This window comes from Winogradskyella pacifica (assembly GCF_013403915.1).
Taxonomy (GTDB): domain Bacteria; phylum Bacteroidota; class Bacteroidia; order Flavobacteriales; family Flavobacteriaceae; genus Winogradskyella; species Winogradskyella pacifica.
Map to the genome: position 1 here is coordinate 72569 of NZ_JABFDI010000010.1, position 18597 is coordinate 91165.

Sequence of the window (18597 nt, forward strand, 5' to 3'; positions counted from 1 at the left end):
ATTAGTATCATCCTGGCTCATTTCAATAGATGATTTAAAAGTTGAGCAAAGCTACGTAATTATTAGCATCTGTAAAAGTGAAAAAAACGCTAAAAAAAAAGTCATTATCCATATTTTGGATAATGACTTTTAAAAGATATGTAAATTCTGCTTTTGCAGTTACTTAATTATCCTACTGTAGCACGTTTAAAACTAGTAACAGTAACGTCACCATAAGTTGCAACGTAATCAGAAACAGTTTGCTTATCATCTTTGATAAACTTTTGATCTAATAAACATTGTTCTTGGTCTAAAGTTGTGTTATCAGAAATGAAACGCTCCATTTTACCAGGTAAAATTCTATCCCAGATTTGTTCTGGTTTACCTTCAGCTTTTAATTCTGCTTTTGCAGCTTCTTCAGCTTCAGCAATAACTTCAGGAGTTAATTGAGCCATAGAGATGTAACTTGGTACATTCTTTAAGGTTTTACCTAAACGTCCTAATTCGATATTGTCTTTTTCAATAACAGCGATACGCGCTTCAGTTTCAGATGCAATAAAAGCAGGGTCAAAATCTTTGTAAGATAATGATGATGCTCCCATAGAAGCAACTTGCATTGCAACATCTTTAACTAAAGTTTCAACGTTATCAACTTTAGCAGATAAACCTACTAAAGCAGCAATTTTGTTGATGTGTACATATTGTCCAACATAAGGAGCATCTAATTTTTCGAAAGCAGTGATGTCTAATTTCTCACCGATAACTCCAGTTTGTTCTACTAATTTTTCTGCAACAGTCATACCACCAAAATCAGCAGCTAAAAAGGCTTCTTTTGTGTCATGATTTAATGCGATATCAGCTAATTGGTTAGCTAATGCTACAAAAGTGTCGTTTTTACCAACGAAATCAGTTTCACAACCTAAAACGATAGCAACACCAGATGTATTATCTGCATTTATTTTAGCAACAGCAGCACCTTCAGAAGAATCTCTGTCAGCTCTTTTTTCTGCAACTTTTTGTCCTTTTTTACGTAAAACGTCAATGGCTTTATCAAAATCTCCACCAGCTTCAACTAAGGCTTTTTTACAATCCATCATCCCAGCACCAGTTGCTTGTCTTAGCTTGTTTACGTCTGCTGCTGTAATTTTTACAGTATTTTCCATAATTTTTAAATTTAAAAAGTCATTTAATTAATTTTCAAAAAGAAAAGAACCAAATGACTTTTAGTATTGTATAAATGTTATTTATTCTTCTTCTTCAGATACAGCTGCTTTTTCTGCTTTTTGAGCAGGCTTAGCTTTAGCTTCTCCTTTTTGAGCTTTACCTTCTTTATCTGAACGTTCAGCTTTTCTTTCGTTTAAACCATCAGCAATAGCAGAAGTTACGATAGATAAGACTTTGTCTATAGATTTAGAAGCATCATCATTTGAAGGGATTAAATAATCTACTTCACGTGGATCAGAGTTTGTATCTACCATTGCAAAAATTGGAATATTCAATTTTTGAGCTTCTTTTATTGCAATATGCTCACGCATAATATCTACAACAAAGATAGCACCTGGCAAACGTGTCATATCAGAAATAGAACCTAAATTCTTTTCTAATTTTGCACGTAAACGATCTACTTGTAAACGCTCTTTTTTAGATAAAGAGTTGAATGTACCATCTTTCTTCATTCTATCAATAGAAGCCATTTTTTTAACGGCTTTTCTGATTGTAACAAAGTTAGTTAACATTCCACCAGGCCAACGCTCAGTAATATAAGGTTGGTTAACTGCACCAGCTTTTTCAGCTACGATGTCTTTAGCTTGTTTTTTTGTAGCAACGAATAAGATTTTCTTTCCTGATGCTGCTATTTTAGCTAAAGCTTCAGAAGTTTCTTCAATTTTTGCTGCTGTCTTATAAAGGTTGATAATATGGATACCGTTACGTTCCATATAGATGTAAGGAGCCATGTTTGGGTTCCACTTACGTGTAAGGTGACCGAAGTGTACACCTGCTTCAAGTAATTCTTTTACTTCTACTTTTTCCATTTTGTAATAGTTTACGTTCTGTTAAATTAGCAATGTTCCGTTGGGCTTTTAACTTTTAGCTATAGGCTGTTGGCTTCATTTAGATGCTAAACTTTATTTCAAATTTATTTTGAAATATTTTAAATTGATTCCAAAGTTGATTCAGAATCTTTTCAATAAAATAAAATAATTCAGAACCTGAAAAATCAAGTTCTGAATTAAGTGTTGTTTGGATATTAACGTTTCGAGAATTGGAATTTCTTTCGAGCTTTCTTTTGTCCGAATTTCTTTCTTTCTACCATTCTTGGGTCCCTCGTTAATAGACCTTCTGGCTTTAATACTAATCTGTTTTCAGGATCTAACTCGCACATAACGCGAGAAAGGCCTAAACGTATTGCTTCTGCCTGGCCGGTGATACCACCTCCATATACGTTAACAGTAATATCAAAGTTGCCATCATTGTTAGTCAAGGCTAAAGGTTGGTTTACTTTATACTGCAATGTTGCAGTAGTAAAATAATCCGCCATGTCTTTTTTGTTCACTGTGATTTTGCCACTACCTTCGGCAACGTACACACGAGCAACAGCCGTCTTTCTACGGCCAATTTTGTGAATTACTTCCATTTAGTTAATTTCGTTTAATGTCATTGTTTTAGGTTTTTGAGCTGCATGAGCATGCTTTGTACCTGAAACAACAGTTAAATTTCTAAAAAGGGCTGCTCCTAATTTGTTTTTAGGCAACATTCCTTTCACTGACTTCTCTACTAATCTGCTTGGGTCTTTCTCAAACAATTCAGTAGCTGTCAGACTTTTTTGTCCACCTGGATAACCTGTGTGACGGATGTAACTTTTTTCCGTCCATTTGTTACCAGTTAAGTTGATTTTTTCTGCATTAACAACAACTACGTTGTCACCGCAATCAACGTGTGGCGTGAAATTAGGCTTGTGCTTACCTCTTAAAAGTATTGCTACTCTCGAAGCTAAGCGACCTAAAGTTTGTCCTTCAGCGTCAACTAAAACCCACTCCTTATTAACGGTAGCTTTGTTTGCTGAAACTGTTTTGTAGCTTAATGTATCCACACTAATTTGATTTATAATTGTGTCTTAAATGACACAATAGATTAAACATTTCTCTTTAAAAAAGAGTTTGCAAATTTACGATAAAGTATTGATTTACCAAACCTTGATTGAAATATTTTTGTGCTGAAAATCAGATGGTTTAGAAATGGACCGCAGACTTTAACTTTTTGTAGCCCTTGTGAGTCTATCGTTTATAGATTTTCCTAAGCCGTAATCTGGGAATTCTTCAGCAATAATAATATCAAGATGCATCTTATCTAACTGATGAAGCACATCATATAAATTTGAAGCCGATTCAACTAAATCACCAGATGTTGAAAGTGCTATTTGAACCTCAATATTAGGATGCTCAATTTCATACTGAAACGTTAATAGTCCAATACGTTTGTTTTTATGAAGATTTACTGCTTCTAAAATATTATTTGTTAAGATGGTTTTTGTTTTTGGTGCGTAGTGACGTTCTAACATGCCTGGTGCATCCGGAATAGCTTCCGTTTGACTTTTAACCGAATTTTTAATTTCAATCGTTCCAACTATGGCTTCAATATCTTCTAATGATTTTGAACCTAGTCTATATATAATAGGTTCGTCATTTTCGAAACCAATAATAGTAGATTCAATACCACTTGTGCACGCTCCACCATCTAAAACCATTCTAATATCATCTTTAAAATACGTTTCTACATGTTGCGCTGTAGTTGGGCTAATACTACTAAAAGGATTGGCACTTGGTGCTGCTAATGGAAAGTCTAAGCGGTGTAATAATTCTAACGTTGTTGGGTGATTAGGCACACGCACGGCAACGGTATCTTTTCCTCCTGTTATTAAATCTGGAATAATCGCTTTCTTTTTTAAAACCAACGTTATTGGTCCTGGCCAAAAGGCTTCGGCTAGGAGTTGTGCTTTTGCTGGGATGTACTCCACAATACTAGAAAGCTCATCTATAGAAGGAATATGAACAATAAGCGGATTAAAAAACGGACGCTTCTTGGTTTCAAAAATGGCTTTTATGGCCTTTTCGCTATAGATATTTCCTGCTAAACCATATACTGTTTCTGTTGGAATAGCAACAATATCCTCAGCTGTTAAAAGTTGAATCGCTTTTGATATGTCTTTTGAAATAATACTCATAATCTTAAAAATCCTACTACAAAATTACTTCAAAAACTCATACGACTAAGATTTAAGGCGCTTATTTTTCTTTTCCTGATTTTGTTGGTAAAGTGCATAGCCTAATACGGCCATCTCTAGACCTAAAATGGCAATTTTGGCTTTTTTACTTCTAGTGAGTGCACTTGTTAATCCTAATACTTTGGTGATAATCATATGGGTTTATTTATTGTTAGTGTAAAATCTTTTATAAAATTAAATGATTGTGAGTTGTGTACTTGACGTAATTACTATTAGAATTAGCTGAAAAGCCTATTCATATTATTTTATGCACAATTAAAGATATTGACTTTCCATTTAGTAGTTTTGCAGCTTCAAAATTTTGATTATGATTTCAGTAGATAATTTGGCGGTAGAATTTAGTGGACACACCCTTTTTAGCGATGTGTCGTTTACTATTAATGCCAACGATAAGATTGCCTTAATGGGCAAAAATGGAGCAGGAAAATCTACCATGATGAAAATTATTGCTGGTGTTCAGAGTGGAACGCGTGGTAATGTGAGGTGTCCTAAAGATGCTGTTATTGCGTATTTACCGCAGCATTTATTAACGGAAGATAATACTACGGTTTTTGATGAAGCGTCCAAAGCATTTAAGCATGTGTATGAAATGCGTGACGAAATGGAAGGTCTCAACAAGCAATTGGAAACGCGAACCGATTACGAATCTGACGAGTACATGAAAATCATTGAGCGTGTTTCTGATTTGGGTGAGAAATACTACGCTTTAGAAGATGTGAATTATGATGCGGAAGTGGAGAAAGCATTAAAAGGGTTAGGGTTTAAACAAGAGGATTTTACAAGGCAAACTAATGAGTTTTCTGGTGGTTACCGTATGCGAATTGAATTGGCTAAGATTTTATTACAAAAACCTGATTTAATTTTACTAGATGAGCCGACCAACCATATTGATATAGAATCGGTTATTTGGTTAGAAGATTTTTTATTGAATAAAGCGAATGCTGTTGTGGTTATTTCTCACGATCGCGCCTTTGTAGATAATATTACCAATAGAACTATAGAGGTGACGATGGGTCGTATTTACGATTATAAAGCAAACTATACGCACTACTTACAATTACGAGAAGACAGACGTGCGCATCAGGTAAAGGCTTACCAAGAACAGCAGAAGTTTATTGCAGATAATATGCAGTTTATTGAACGTTTTAAAGGGACGTATTCTAAAACCAATCAAGTAACATCTCGTGAGCGTATGCTTGAGAAATTACAGATCATTGAGATTGATGATGTAGATACATCAGCCTTAAAATTACGTTTCCCAGCTACGCAGCGTTCTGGGGATTACCCAGTGACGGTTAAAGAGGTTTCTAAATCATATGATGATCATGTGGTGTTTAACAATGCTAATATGTCTATAGCTAGAGGTGAGAAGGTTTGTTTTGTAGGTCGAAATGGTGAAGGGAAGTCTACCATGATAAAAGCCATTTTAGGTGAGATTGATGTAGAAGGGACGTGTAGCTTAGGCCATAATGTAAAGGTTGGCTATTTTGCGCAGAACCAAGCAGCTTTGTTAGATGAGAGTTTAACGATTTTTCAAACGGTTGATGAAGTAGCTCAAGGCGACGTAAGAACTCAGATTAAAAGTATTTTAGGTGGTTTTATGTTTAGAGGGGACGATATTGATAAGAAAGTAAGCGTGTTGTCTGGTGGTGAAAAAACCAGATTAGCTATGGTGAAACTCTTACTAGAACCTGTAAACTTATTAATTCTCGATGAGCCTACGAATCACTTAGATTTAAAATCGAAAGATGTATTAAAAGAAGCGCTTCAGAATTTTGATGGTACTTTGATTTTAGTGTCTCACGATCGTGATTTCTTACAAGGCTTGTCTAAGAAAGTCTTTGAGTTTAAAGAAAAACGCGTGATTGAGCATTTTGAAACCATTGATGATTTCTTAATTAGAAACCGTGTAGAGAGCTTAAAAGGTTTAGATTTATAAGTAAACTATAGCTTTGTACTTAGTCTCGGACGCGGGCAAATACGCCTGCGTTAGTGATTGAGGCATTTGTTGAAGCTCTTTTTGTGTTGTTGCGTATATGCAACACAAAAAAGCGACTGCCGAAAGCACGACCCCTGGGTAACGCCCAAATTATACACCTTAACTTTTTGTACTGCCTAAGCGGCAATATTTTAACTACTTTTGCAACGTGAAGAACGAATTACAACTTTCAGATTGGTTACCTACCACAAACAAAGAGGTGAAAATTCGCGGATGGGAAGCACTCGATGTGATTCTGTTTAGCGGAGATGCTTATGTAGATCATCCAACGTTTGGTCCTGCAGTAATAGGACGTATGTTAGAAAGTTTTGGGTTACGTGTCGCTATTGTGCCGCAACCTAATGTGAATGATAATCTTCAGGATTTTGTAAAACTTGGTGCCCCAAAATTATTTTTTGGTGTAACAGGTGGCTGTATGGATCCTATGATTAGCAATTATAACGCGAATAAGAAACGTAGAGATAAGGATGCTTATACTCCGAATGGAGATATTGGGTTTAGACCAGATTATGCGACTACTGTTTATACTAATATTCTAAAAGAGAAATGGCCAGATACTCCGGTTTTAATCGGTGGTATTGAAGCATCATTGCGTCGTGTAACGCACTACGATTTTTGGAGTGATAAGTTAATGCCGTCTATTTTAGAAACCTCTAAAGCAGACATGTTGGTTTATGGTATGGGTGAGCAGCCTTTGCGTGAAGTGGTACGTTTGTTAGAAAAAGGAGTGCCTTTTAATAGCATCAATACGGTTTTACAAACAGCAGTTCTTTTAAAAGAAGATGAAAAAATACCGAAGAATAGTAATTGGGAAGATATTGAGATTTCTTCGCATGAAGTTTGTTTAAAAGACAAGAAGAAGTATGCTTCTAATTTTAAGGTCATTGAGCAGGAATCTAATAAGTTAGCGGCACGACGAATTTTTCAGAAAATAGGGAATAAGACTTTGATGATTAATCCACCGTACCCAACCATGACGGAAGCAGAAATTGATGCCTCTTTCGATTATCCTTATACCCGATTACCACATCCTAAATATAATAAACGAGGACCAATCCCTGCGTTTGAAATGATTAAGTTCTCTATCAACATTCACCGTGGGTGTTTTGGTGGTTGTAGCTTTTGTACTATTTCTGCTCACCAAGGGAAATTTATTGCGTCTCGTAGTCAGGAATCTATTTTAAAAGAAGTAGATACAGTGGCAAATATGCCAGATTTTAAAGGCTATTTATCTGATATTGGTGGGCCAAGTGCCAATATGTATCAGATGAAAGGGAAAGTACAATCTATTTGCGACAAGTGTGTGGCACCTAGTTGTATTTCGCCCGTGATTTGTAGTAATTTAGATACCTCTCATAAGCCGTTAACGGAATTGTACCAAGCGGTAGATAAGCATCCAAAGGTGAAGAAATCATTTATTGGTTCAGGGATTAGACATGATATGTTGGTGCCAGAATTTAATAAAAATGCCGATCCTAAAGAGTTAGATGATTATACCGAAGAAGTGATGACCAAGCATGTTTCTGGCCGATTGAAAGTGGCTCCAGAACATACAAGTGACCCGGTTTTGAAATTGATGCGTAAACCGTCGTTTAAATACTTCCATAAGTTTAAAGAACGTTTTGATAAGATAAACATTAAGAAAGGCTTGAAGCTTCAATTGATCCCTTATTTTATATCGAATCACCCAGCTTGTGAAGTGGAAGATATGGCTAATCTAGCTGCCGAAACTAAAGATATGGGTTTCCAGTTAGAGCAAGTACAAGGCTTTACACCAACACCAATGACGGTTGCTACGGTAATTTATTACAGTGGGTACCATCCTTACACCTTAAAGAAAGTAAACACGCCGATTACTAAAAAGGAAAAGGACGAACAACACCGTTTTTTCTTCTGGTACAAGGATGAAAATAAAGCGTGGATTAAGAAGACCTTAAATAAATTGGGTCGTGAGGATTTACTAAGCGTTTTATTGCCTGAGAAAACTGAAAAATGGCGTAAAAACAAACCTACAGGTGACGCTAAAAACACCTTTAATGATGCGGTGCCTTTTAATCAGCGTACGGCTGAGGATAAGGTGCGATTTAAAGGTAAGAAGCGAAATAAGAAGAAGCGACGTTAGTCTTAGTTCGTTTACTTCAATCTCATTAGTTTATTGTATGGTTAAGACTTAGGGTTACAGCTAAGGCTTGGTTGGTATATACCCGAGGATGATCCGACTTAGATACGGAGTACATACGGAGGAGATATGGAGTAACTACGGGTGAACCCTTGCAATAGTCCGTTCTTAAATAGCTAGTGATTCTTGCTTTATTACTGTGAAAACGTATTAGCGTTCTTACTTTCTTAAATCTTAAAAAGTATAGGTGTCAGAAACTCAATTGACTACTGAATTGTGGCTTTTTCAAGTGTTAATTATTTCGTTTCTCCATTGTGTTTATATTAATTTTATTGCTCTAAACAACAAATAAAATGATAAAAAACTACACAATTGCCTTCATGTTATTACTTACCGGAGGTGTCTTTAGTCAGGAAACAATTTCCTTTGAAACCAGTGAATCTTATAATTTAGGAACACTAAACAACCAAAATGGTTGGGAAGTTTCGGTAGATAGCGAAGGTGTCTTTCTTCAGAATCAAGTGGTATCTGATGAGGGAGCTACTGATGGCATTTATGCCTTTAAAAATTCTTATGAGCCGAGTTTTAATCCTCAATTTTACTCAATTTTTGGTGCTGCAAAAAACTTTAACGCTCCAAAATCATTTGAAGATTTTACATTTTCGTATGATGTTATGGTAACAGAAAGTGATGGATCTGATTTTGAAATGACCCTTTTTGGTATTGATGCCAATGATGATTTTGTTCCTGTTGCAGGGGTTATTATGGAATATGGAGAATCTATTTATGTCATAGATGATATAAATTATGGAACTGTTGATCTTGAAGGTGCCGATTGGACACCAAACACATGGTTAAATATTAAAATTGAAGTCACTGCCACAGAATTAAAGTATTATTTGAATGATGTTTTAGCACACACACGTAGCAATTTTACGTCTGTGGATATTGTAGGTTTTAATATGTTACATAACAATTATGGTGGTGATGCTTTTTACGATAATTTTAGTTTTGAAAGCGGCACCTTAGGTACTGAAGACTTTGCGGATGCATCAGTGTTGCACATTTATCCAAATCCGGTTGCTGATGAATTAAAAATTACAGGTATTCAGAACGAACAGATTGCACAGGTGTCTATTTATAATTTAAATGGACAGCAATTGATGGAACGCACTTCTGTAGATGCATTAGATGTTAGTAGTCTTGCTGCAGGAGTTTACATGTTAAATGTTGTAACAGTAGATGGTAAAACGCATACAGATAAGCTTTTGAAAAAATAGCGTTACGTAAATCTTATTTAAATGGCCTTGATTATTTTATAATTGAGGCTTTTTTTTGGTTTGATGTTTTTGCTAAATTAGTGTGTTGTTTAATCTTGAAGAGAATGTTAGGGGGATTGGTTGGGTAACACCCTTAAGGAGTTACGCTCGGTATTTTTGATAAAAGAATTCTTTTACCTTAATAATCCTCAAGGGGAAATTTGTTTAAGGAAAACATGTTATTCATAAAATTGTATATTATGAATGGTAACAATAAAAACTAATTTTTACACAAAAGTTTCTTGGTCTATATTGTCCCCTAGAGGGGACTTTAGGGGTGTAAAAAGAAGAGTGATAAATTAGTGAAATGAAAAACAAAATCATTCCATACAATCCAGAACTAAAGCAACTCGCCAGACAACTAAGAAAAAAATAGTACTTTACCTGAAGTATTACTTTGGCAACATATAAAACAACGTGCTTACGATGTTCAGTTTCATAGGCAAGTACCAATGCTAAATTACATCGCAGATTTTTATTGCCACGAAATAGGTTTAGTTATTGAAATTGATGGTGACAGTCACGAGCATCGTTTTTTATATGATACTAAACGGCAAACGGAGTTAGAGGCTTATGGAGTTGCTTTTTTGAGGTTTTCTAATGAAGACGTTAAAAAGAATATGTTTAGTGTGTTGTTGGTTATTGAGGCGAAGGTTGGGGAATTGCGTGATTAACTAGGGGGAACATCTCAAAATATTCCTAAACACCCCTAAAGAGCTACGCTCGGTATCTTCAATGAAAATATATTTTCATCTCAATAATCCTCAAGGGGACATTTGATAAAGGAAAAAAACATACTCATAGGATTTTTAGATTGTGTATTGGGTACACAAAATTCATTTTTTGTGCTTATGTTTCTTGGTTAGGATTGTCCCCTTGAGGGGACTTTAGGGGTGTGGAAGGGAATTCATATTTATATTAGAAACGATAACAGTCATTATAGTAGTGATAATACTTTCTATAACATAAGTAAGTTAATAATGAATGTTTTTCAATGCAATTCTCGCCCGATAAAGGGATGCAAACTCTAAATCAGTTGATAATTCATTAAATAATGCTGCTATCAAATATTTTTTAATGGCATCGTTTTCATCTTTTCCTCTTTCATTTCCTAAATGTTTTCCATGCTTATAAATGGCAAATAAAGTTTTTCTAGATCTTTTCATTCTGAGTAAATTATTTACATCAAATATAATAGAATGATACATATTGTATGTTGATTGCTGCATACAATATGTATAGATTCGGTGTATGGTAAACAAGTTTCTATTAAAAGAATTTGGTACACGAATTCGAAAATTAAGAACTCAACAAAATTTGAGTCAAGAACAGCTTTCTTTTAAAACGGGATTTCATCGTACCTATATTGGAATGATAGAAAGGGGTGAGAGAAATATATCCTTAACCAATATGGCGATTTTTGCTAAAGCATTCAATTTAACAGTTGATGGATTGTTGAAGTTTGATAACTCAGAAAAGTTATTTAAACAATACAAACTAAAAACTGAAGATTAAAACTTTTGTTTCTAGAGATTATTATACGACACTTAAATATAACACATGAGTATAGAAAATATTAGAGAATTCATAAAAGCAAAAGCGGAACAATTCGGAGCTAAGACAGATAACGAATTTAACAAGCCGTATGTTGAAAGAAACAACACTGGGCAGGAAGCACTCAAAGACAATGGTGCATATTTTGGTTTTATTCATCCAGAAGAAGAAGTATCTGGACCATTTCATGACTTTTCATTAACAATATTTCCCAACGACCAGAATAAACCTTGGTTAATTTGTCTCGGTATTGGTTCCAGTGGTTTTAAAAATGATTACGAGCTCGCAACCTATCCAGGACTTAGAAGATTGTTTACAAAGCTTACCGACGAAAGAGGCTTTTGTAAATCCGATTTTTCAGATATAGAAACTGGTTTACCAAAATCAATAGTAGGAAGCTCAGAATTGCAGCACATAAAAAACACAATTAAGACTTATACTAAAGTTTTACCCACGTGCCAAATTGTTGAAGACCCAGAAAGTGAAGAGGGAAAACAGGTTATTTCAGCTTTTGTCGCAGGCTATGCTAAACTCAGAGATTGGCCTTCTAATAAAGGCCACCGTAAAGAAATTTCAGAAGCCCTAGAGCCTTTTCTTAAGACGGAAACTAAAAACGAAGAAATAGAAATAGAAAATCTTCTAAGCGAGAGAAAGTATATTGTACTTCAAGGGCCTCCTGGTACGGGAAAAACAAGAATGGCAAAAAGTGTTGCAGACAAAATTGGTAAAAGGACATTTTTTACACAATTTCATGCAGAGACTAGTTTCTCAGATTTCATTTTCGGAATTAGACCTGACAATGCAAACGAAAAACTGCGGTATAAGGAATATTTGGGCCACTTCACCAAAGCATTGAAGTATGCAGTTGAAAATAGCAGAGAGAAAGTCATTTTAATCATTGACGAAATAAATAGAGCTAACCTCTCAAATGTTTTAGGACCAATTTTTTATTTATTCGAGCACAAGATGAATGTCTCAAATGTAGAAATTGAGATTTCACCAAATTTCAAAGTAAATAAACTGCCAAACAATTTTTATGTAATCGCAACTATGAACACAGCTGATAGAAGTCTGGCCGTCGTTGATTTTGCATTAAGAAGAAGGTTTGCTTGGTATACTATGACTCCTAAAATTATTGAAGGCTCAAGCAAAAGGCTTCAGAATGTATCTGTTAATAAAATAATAGAGGGAGAGTTTTTCTTTAAAGAAGATTTTGCTGCAATTGAAGAAATTTTTAATTGGTATGCATCAAGCACTGAATTAAACCTTCAGCCGGGAGAGGGTTATTTTATTGCTGGAAGTGAAATCGAAATGCTAAAGAGAATCAAATACGAAATATTCCCGTTAATTAAAGAATATTTGCAGGAAGGACTCTTGCGTAACGCCAAAGAAGAATTCAATAACTACTTCTCATCGCGAATAAATTTATCCCTTTTCGAATGACAAAACTATTAGATGTGTTTTGTGAAATCCCTTGTTTAACTGAACAATCACGGCAGTTAGGAGGAATTATATTGCAAAAAAAATGGTTTAAATCAGCAGATAAAAGAGTTATTGGGCAATATCTTCAAAAATTTATTGATTATAATTCAGAGCAATTTAAATTCTTGGGTGTTCAACCTTATATAATTGGCACAGACAAAAGTACCGCACTAACGTTTCGTTCATCTGGTTTTATTGGTTCTATTCCACTACGAGCATCTGATACTGGAAAGCAAATAGGCGACTTTGTGGTAATGCCGAGATTTACCGGTCGTGATAGATTTGAAGATTATATTGAAATTCTAAACTTGCTAGGAACAGAAATTAGCCCTGAAGTAGTTGACAGTTTGCCATTAGCATCAGGTAAGAACTTTAGGCCGCCATTGTACTTAGAAGCTGTAAAATTCATTTCGTCCCTTGAAACACTAGCAATGAGACCATGGCGTAAGTTTGATAATATTGAAAAAGTTTCAAACCAACCAACTGGACAAATAAATTGGAATAAATATATTAATTCGGAATATAAAGTTGAAAACCGTTTAAAGTTTCCATCTAGAATCAATGTATTAAGTGAATTTCATAGCGAATATGCTGAAGTTAGATATGTTTTTGATATTTGTAAAAGCGAACTCTTATCGGCAAATACGCCGCAAAGAATAAAAAATACACTTCGAAATAAGTTAAACTTTCTTGAAAAACGATTACATCATCACAATTCAAAAGCAACTAATAAAATGGTTATTCGGTTTTCAGACAGTCCAATAGTCAAAAACTGTAAGGAGCAAGCTAATAAAATTTTAAACTATAACCTTGTTGATAGTACATCTTGGCGTGTTGATTTCTCAGATGTATTTGAGAAATTTATACAACATATCTTTAGGGAAGTCGCAAAAGAAACTGGTGGGCGACTTTATACAAATTTTAAATTCCAATCTAGTACAAAAAAGCATTACTCTTGGGAATTGAAACATATTGAACCGGATGCTATTTTTCAGAAAGAAAATTTATTAGTGTTTATTGACGCCAAATACAAATCAAACCTTTATAATAAGTTTGGTCAGAGCGAAATATTGAAGGCTGACCATCGTCACGACTTACATCAAATAATGGCCTACTCATCTTTTAGTAACACTAATTTAAAATATGGATTTCTTTGTTACCCTTCAAACGAAATGGAAATAAAAAGCATACAGTTTAAAAATGGTATAAACGAAGTAAAAAATACAATATTAATTTTTGGAGTACCTCTAAGAAAAGATAGTATATGGGAAGCAAAAAGATTATTGACGAGTAAACTAAATGAAATTGAAAGAAGACAAAGAGAAAGTCACGTTTAGCGATAACAACTTTAGCTTAAATAATTAATAAGGTTAAGTGTTTAACTGAATATATATTAATTTGCTAATCCTTATATATTCTTAAAAAAAACTTACTAATTCTTCAAACCTTTATAAAAATCCCTTTGAGAATCATTCTCTTTAATGCGCCTCCAACCAATTCAACCCCGTATCCACCTCAACATCAAGCGGCACATCCATAATAAATGCACTTTCCATTTCGGTTTTAATTAAGGTAGTGAGTTCTTTGAGTTCTGGTTTGTAGATGTCAAAGACCAATTCATCATGTACTTGTAAGAGCATCTTCGATTTATAATGTCCAGCTTCTAGCTTGTTGAAAATATTAATCATCGCTATTTTAATAATATCGGCAGCACTTCCTTGTATGGGTGCGTTAACGGCATTTCGTTCTGCAGCACCTCTGACTACAGCGTTACGCGAGTTGATATCTTTTAAATAACGACGACGTCCCAAAACGGTAGAGACATAGCCGTGATCTCTTGCAAAATCGACTTGCTTACTCATGTAAGCCTTTAATTTTGGATAGGTTTCGTAATAGGTGTCAATAAGTTCTTTGGCTTCACCACGCGATAAATCGGTTTGGTTACTTAACCCAAAGGCAGACACACCATAGATGATTCCGAAATTAACAGTTTTGGCATTGCTACGTTGTTCTCTGGTGACTTTAGCCAATGGCACATTAAATACTTTGGATGCGGTTGAAGCATGAATATCCTCACCGTTTTTAAAGGCTTCAATCATGGTTTCTTCTTCACTTAAAGCAGCAATGATTCGTAATTCTATTTGCGAATAATCGGCAGCGAGTAAGATGTACTCTTCGTTTCTTGGCACAAAGGCTTTACGCACTTGACGACCACGTTCGGTACGAATTGGAATATTCTGTAAATTAGGATTGTTACTACTTAAACGTCCAGTTGCTGCAACAGTTTGCATGTAATCCGTATGCACACGACCTGTAGAGGATTCTACTTGTAAAGGCAACGCATCTACATAGGTGCTCTTTAATTTTGAAAGGCCTCTAAAATCTAAAATTTTCTGAATGATATCATGGTCTTTTGCTAAATAGGATAAGATATCTTCGCCAGTCGCATATTGCCCTGTTTTCGTTTTCTTAGGTTTATCAACGAGTTTCATGTTTTCAAACAGCACAATACCTAACTGCTTTGGAGAGGCAATGTTGAATTCCTCGCCTGCTGTGGCATAAATTTCTTGTTCGAGCGTTGCGATGTCGTTATTCAAATCTTCGGATAAGGAGTCTAGAAATTCTTTATCGAGATTAATGCCTTCTAATTCCATGGCTGCTAGGACACGCAGTAGCGGAATTTCAATCTCATCGAATAATTTTTGAGTATTAGCTTCGCCTAATTCCGTTGTGAAATGTTCTTTTAATTGTAAGGTAATATCGGCATCTTCTACGGCGTATTCGGTTAGTTTTTCTAACGGCACATCGCGCATAGACAATTGATTCTTTCCTTTTTTACCAATGAGGTCTGTAATAGAAATTGGTGTATAGTTTAAGTAGGTTTCTGCTAAGATGTCCATATTGTGACGCATATCGGCATTAATTAAATAATGCGCTAACATGGTATCGAAGAGTTTGCCTTTAACCTCGATATTGTATTTGGCTAATACTTTGATGTCGTATTTTAAGTTCTGACCGATTTTTTCGATGGTTTCATTTTCGAAAAATGGTCTGAAGGTTTCAATTAATTCTTGCGCTTCATTTCTATCTTCTGGAAATGGGACATAAAATCCTTTGCCAACTTCCCAAGAAAATGCAATCCCGACTAATTCTGCGGTTAATGCATTTAAGCCTGTGGTTTCGGTATCAAAGCACACAGACGTTTGATTCATTAAGTTCTTAACAAACAGTTTGGTTGCCATACCAGGCGCGACGCTTTGGTAAAAATGAGAATAGGTTGCTGACGTTTTTCTAGTATTTTCGGAAATAGTTTCAGTTGCTGAAGGTTCTCCACCTCCAAATAATGAGAATTGACCTTCGCCTGCGCCAGAAGTTGAAGTTGAACTCGAAGTTGAACTCGAGCTTGAATTTGTTGTGTTTTCTGTTTTGGGTGCAAAGGTTTTATTAAAATTATCAATGAGACGTCTAAATTCTAATTCTTGAAAAATTTCAGTCACTTTTGGAATATCAGGTTCTGACATTTCAAAATCTTCTGCATTAAACTCTACAGGGACGTCGAGCATAATGGTCGCCAATTGTTTAGATAATAAACCGAGTTCTTGATTAGCTTCAATCTTCTCTTTCATTTTCCCTTTTAGCTCGTGTGAATTTGCAAAAAGGTTTTCCATACTGCCATAAGCCGCTAAAAATTTCTTTGCTGTTTTTTCACCAACGCCTGGCAATCCAGGAATATTATCAGAGGCATCTCCCATCATTCCTAAAAAGTCAATGACTTGCAGAGGATCGGTAACTTCAAATTTCTTTTGTACTTCTGGGATGCCCCAAGTTTCGTAACCACCTCCAAAAACAGGTCGGTACATAAAGATGTTTTCTGAAACGAGTTGTGCAAAATCCTTATCCGGAGTTACCATAAAGGTTTTGTAACCTTCTTTTTCGGCTTTTTTAGCTAAGGTACCAATGACATCATCGGCCTCATAACCTTCTTTCACCATGATTGGAATGTGCATGGCTTCAAGAATATTACAAATATGCGGAATGGCCGTTTTAATGCCTTCTGGTGTTGCGTCTCTGTTGGCTTTGTAAGCTTCGAACATTTCCACGCGGTCTACACTACCTCCTTTGTCAAAACAAACGGCTAAATGATCTGGTCGTTCGCGTTTAATCACATCTAAAAGCGAATTCATAAAGCCCATAATGGCTGAGGTGTCTTCCCCTTTAGAATTGATTCTTGGATTTTTTATAAAAGCATAATACCCGCGGAAAATTAAAGCGTAAGCATCAACTAGAAATAGGCGTTTTTGATCTGACATGTTATATCATATTTTATTTAAGTGAGCTTCAAAAAACACCCTTTTTTCATTTCTGCTTCAAAATAAAAATGAAACGTAGCTATGGCTATGTTTAATTTTTCTTTCTCGCATCATCTAAAAAAATCATCATTTTTTGTGTCAGCTAACCTAAACAAAAAATGATATTGCGTTAATTTGAAAATGAATGTCACATTGAGCGCAGTCGAAATGCTTACGTACTATAGCTTTTGACATTTCTCAAATGTGCTTAAAACTAATAGTGTAAAATGTTTTTGATTGTGCTAATGAGAACAGCCTGCAAATTACAAAAACTAAAGCGTTTATTTAAAAAGCAATTTGTAATTTTCCAAACTTAAATGATACCCATGAAAACATTCTCAATAGCCATTCACGGAGGCGCAGGAACTTTAGTAAAAGGGATGATGACTCCTGAATTGGAAGCACAGTATAAATCGGCATTACAGTCGGCTTTAAATGAAGGTTATAAACTATTAGACGATGGAAAATCGGCAGTTGAAGCTGTTGAAGAAGCCGTAAAATTATTAGAGAATTCGCATTTATTCAATGCCGGAAAAGGCTCTGTGTTTACAGCTACCGAAACGCATGAAATGGATGCTTCTATCATGGATGGTAAAACTTTGAATGCTGGAGGCGTGAGTTTAATAACAGGAATTAAAAATCCGGTGTCTTTGGCTCGTGATGTCATGGAAAAAAGCGAACATGTGTTTTTAGCCGGTGACGGAGCGATGCAGTTTGCTAAAGAACTCGATTATAAATTAGAAGATGCATCTTATTTTTATGATGAGTTTCGACACAAACAATGGTTAGACATTAAGGATACTGATGGTTTTCAGTTAGATCATGCTACAAAAAAAGATTCCAAATTCGGAACCGTTGGCGCGGTAGCCTGCGACCAAGATGGTAACATTGCTGCAGCAACATCTACTGGAGGTATGACCAATAAAAAATGGGGACGTGTTGGAGATAGCCCGATGATTGGAGCGGGAAATTATGCCAACAATAAAACCTGCGCCATTAGTTGTACAGGAAGTGGTGAGTTTTTTATTAGAGGTGTTGTAGCTTACGATGTAGCGTGTTTAATGGAGCACAAAGGCATGTCGGTAAAAGACGCTTCAAGTGAAGTCATCCATAAAAGAATCTTAGAAATTGGAGGTGATGGTGGCTTAATTGCTGTGGATACTAACGGGAACATTGCGATGCCATTTAATACGGAAGGGATGTATCGTGGACAGAAATCTTCTGATGGGGTTGATGATGTTTCTATTTATGGATAGGTTTGTGAGGTTCTAAAGTCTCAAAGTCTCAGAGTTTCAAAGTTGAAAACGATTAAGATATTGCTTCCAATGGGTGTTTGTGCAATTTTCTCGCAAAGGCGCAAAGTTTGGTTGTGCAACAGGTTTTTGAAAATTGATATTTAGTTATTTGTTAATTTGTTTGTTCTTAAGATCTTTCTCTCTGCGCATCTCCGTGAAACCTCTGAGCATCTCTGTGTAATATTCTCGCAAAGGCGCTAAGACGCGAAGTGTGATTTT

General features: G+C 35.4%; 16 protein-coding genes. 8 read left to right on the top strand and 8 right to left on the bottom strand.

The genetic code is table 11. The features are described from left to right. Positions 1 to 167 precede the first annotated feature (167 nt). The 6 genes from tsf to HM984_RS10470 form a co-directional block, all read right to left on the bottom strand. The gene (gene tsf, locus HM984_RS10445) at positions 168 to 1142 is read right to left on the bottom strand and encodes a translation elongation factor Ts (RefSeq protein WP_115810489.1); all 975 of its coding nucleotides are present in this window, start codon (positions 1140 to 1142) and stop codon (positions 168 to 170) included. Between the two features lie 81 nt (positions 1143 to 1223). Then, on the bottom strand, positions 1224 to 2012 hold the full coding sequence (gene rpsB / locus HM984_RS10450; protein WP_115810487.1) for a 30S ribosomal protein S2: 789 nt from the start codon (positions 2010 to 2012) through the stop codon (positions 1224 to 1226). A 215-nt stretch (positions 2013 to 2227) separates the two neighbouring features. Continuing rightward, complete coding sequence (rpsI, locus tag HM984_RS10455; RefSeq protein WP_020894710.1) at positions 2228 to 2614, bottom strand: 30S ribosomal protein S9; 387 nt, start codon at positions 2612 to 2614, stop codon at positions 2228 to 2230. Beyond that, positions 2615 to 3070, bottom strand: a complete 456-nt coding sequence (gene rplM / locus HM984_RS10460) for a 50S ribosomal protein L13 (protein WP_020894709.1) — start codon at positions 3068 to 3070, stop codon at positions 2615 to 2617. It lies immediately after the preceding gene. Positions 3071 to 3229: 159 nt separating this feature from the next. Then, the gene (locus tag HM984_RS10465; RefSeq protein WP_179349123.1) at positions 3230 to 4201 is read right to left on the bottom strand and encodes an L-threonylcarbamoyladenylate synthase; all 972 of its coding nucleotides are present in this window, start codon (positions 4199 to 4201) and stop codon (positions 3230 to 3232) included. 45 nt (positions 4202 to 4246) lie between these two features. Then, the gene (locus HM984_RS10470; RefSeq protein ID WP_020894707.1) at positions 4247 to 4396 is read right to left on the bottom strand and encodes a hypothetical protein; all 150 of its coding nucleotides are present in this window, start codon (positions 4394 to 4396) and stop codon (positions 4247 to 4249) included. 172 nt (positions 4397 to 4568) lie between these two features. Here HM984_RS10470 and HM984_RS10475 point away from each other — a divergent pair, with 172 nt between their 5' ends. From HM984_RS10475 to HM984_RS10490, 4 genes are all read left to right on the top strand, one after another. Continuing rightward, on the top strand, positions 4569 to 6200 hold the full coding sequence (locus HM984_RS10475; RefSeq protein WP_179349124.1) for an ABC-F family ATP-binding cassette domain-containing protein: 1632 nt from the start codon (positions 4569 to 4571) through the stop codon (positions 6198 to 6200). 208 nt (positions 6201 to 6408) lie between these two features. Continuing rightward, positions 6409 to 8382: a YgiQ family radical SAM protein gene (locus tag HM984_RS10480; protein WP_179349125.1), complete on the top strand. Its 1974-nt coding sequence runs from the start codon at positions 6409 to 6411 to the stop codon at positions 8380 to 8382. Between the two features lie 350 nt (positions 8383 to 8732). Then, positions 8733 to 9659: a T9SS type A sorting domain-containing protein gene (locus HM984_RS10485; protein WP_179349126.1), complete on the top strand. Its 927-nt coding sequence runs from the start codon at positions 8733 to 8735 to the stop codon at positions 9657 to 9659. Positions 9660 to 10105: 446 nt separating this feature from the next. Further along, the gene (locus HM984_RS10490; RefSeq protein ID WP_371312375.1) at positions 10106 to 10372 is read left to right on the top strand and encodes an endonuclease domain-containing protein; all 267 of its coding nucleotides are present in this window, start codon (positions 10106 to 10108) and stop codon (positions 10370 to 10372) included. Positions 10373 to 10672: 300 nt separating this feature from the next. Here HM984_RS10490 and HM984_RS10495 read toward each other — a convergent pair whose 3' ends face one another. Further along, positions 10673 to 10864 carry a hypothetical protein gene (locus tag HM984_RS10495; RefSeq protein WP_179349127.1) on the bottom strand — a complete coding sequence of 64 codons (192 nt, stop codon included), beginning with the start codon at positions 10862 to 10864 and terminating at the stop codon, positions 10673 to 10675. A gap of 85 nt (positions 10865 to 10949) precedes the next feature. Between HM984_RS10495 and HM984_RS10500 the strand changes: the two genes are divergently transcribed. From HM984_RS10500 to HM984_RS10510, 3 genes are read left to right on the top strand one after another with little or no spacing between them, the layout of a single operon-like run. Next, entirely contained in the window at positions 10950 to 11213 is a 264-nt protein-coding gene (locus HM984_RS10500) for a helix-turn-helix domain-containing protein (RefSeq protein ID WP_179349128.1), read from the top strand. A 45-nt stretch (positions 11214 to 11258) separates the two neighbouring features. Beyond that, the gene (locus HM984_RS10505; RefSeq protein WP_179349129.1) at positions 11259 to 12695 is read left to right on the top strand and encodes an McrB family protein; all 1437 of its coding nucleotides are present in this window, start codon (positions 11259 to 11261) and stop codon (positions 12693 to 12695) included. Continuing rightward, entirely contained in the window at positions 12692 to 14071 is a 1380-nt protein-coding gene (locus HM984_RS10510) for a hypothetical protein (RefSeq protein ID WP_179349130.1), read from the top strand. Before HM984_RS10505 ends, HM984_RS10510 begins: the two co-directional genes overlap by 4 nt. 141 nt (positions 14072 to 14212) lie before the next feature. On the opposite strand, the gene polA is transcribed toward HM984_RS10510, so the two are convergent. After that, positions 14213 to 17044 carry a DNA polymerase I gene (gene polA, locus HM984_RS10515; RefSeq protein ID WP_179349131.1) on the bottom strand — a complete coding sequence of 944 codons (2832 nt, stop codon included), beginning with the start codon at positions 17042 to 17044 and terminating at the stop codon, positions 14213 to 14215. Positions 17045 to 17409: 365 nt separating this feature from the next. Between polA and HM984_RS10520 the strand changes: the two genes are divergently transcribed. Continuing rightward, positions 17410 to 18339, top strand: coding sequence for an isoaspartyl peptidase/L-asparaginase family protein (locus HM984_RS10520; protein WP_179349132.1), 930 nt, complete (start codon positions 17410 to 17412; stop codon positions 18337 to 18339). The last annotated feature ends 258 nt before the right edge of the window (positions 18340 to 18597 follow it).